The 918-nt window shown below is 47.7% G+C and carries 2 rRNA genes; both read left to right on the forward strand.

Annotated elements, in window-relative coordinates:
* Positions 1–228, forward strand: a 23S ribosomal RNA gene (locus AC1DOS_RS20345); the annotation flags it as partial.
* A gap of 61 nt (positions 229–289) precedes the next feature.
* Positions 290–405: ribosomal RNA gene (gene rrf, locus AC1DOS_RS20350) — 5S ribosomal RNA — on the forward strand.
* The last annotated feature ends 513 nt before the right edge of the window (positions 406–918 follow it).

Here is a 918-nt window from a genome sequence, read left to right on the forward strand (position 1 = left end):
CTGCCAAGAGCATCGCTGGGTAGCTATGCTGCCAAGAGCATCGCTGGGTAGCTATGTGTGGCCGGGATAAGTGCTGAAAGCATCTAAGCATGAAGCCCCCCTCAAGATGAGATTTCCCATTACGCAAGTAAGTAAGATCCCTCAAAGACGATGAGGTAGATAGGTTCGAGGTGGAAGCGCGGCGACGTGTGCAGCTGACGAATACTAATCGATCGAGGACTTAACCACAATTTTGAATGGCTTTCAATGGCCCGTTTATCCAGTTTTGAGTGAACAAACACTCAATAAGTCTAGTGATAATGGCAAAGAGGTCACACCCGTTCCCATACCGAACACGGAAGTTAAGCTCTTTAGCGCCGATGGTAGTTGGGGGTCTCCCCCTGCAAGAGTAGGACGTCGCTAGGCAATTAGAAAGCCGATACCTGTTAAAGGGTATCGGCTTTTTTGTGTTTGTTTATRAGGGACTAGGACTTTTCAAAGAGAAACTGGTACCGAGAGGTACTGATTGGTACTGATTTTATTGTATTCAATTTTCTATAGATTTGAAGGTGTGTGAGAAAGAGGAGGAACAAAGAGTTCGAGGAACCAAGGGGGCGAGTCTMGGAGCGTATTCCATACGCGAGAAACAAGAAGCCCGCAGGTGACGAAGAAATCTGCCGTTCATCGTCTTTCGCAGCTAGCGCCGATGGTATTTGGGGGCGCGCCCTGCAAGAGTAGGACGTCGCTAGGCAAGTAAGAAGCCGGTACCGAAAGATACTGGTTTTTTTGTATTCATTTTTTCTTTTGAGTCGAAGGTATGCGAGAAAGAGGAGGAACAAAGAGTTCGAGGAACCAAAGGGAAGAGACTCGGAGCGTATAATATACGCGAGACTCGAAGACCTGCGGTTGACGAAGAAATCTGCCGTTCATCGTCTTTCG

The sequence above is a fragment of the Paenisporosarcina sp. P5_A11 genome (assembly GCF_056400705.1).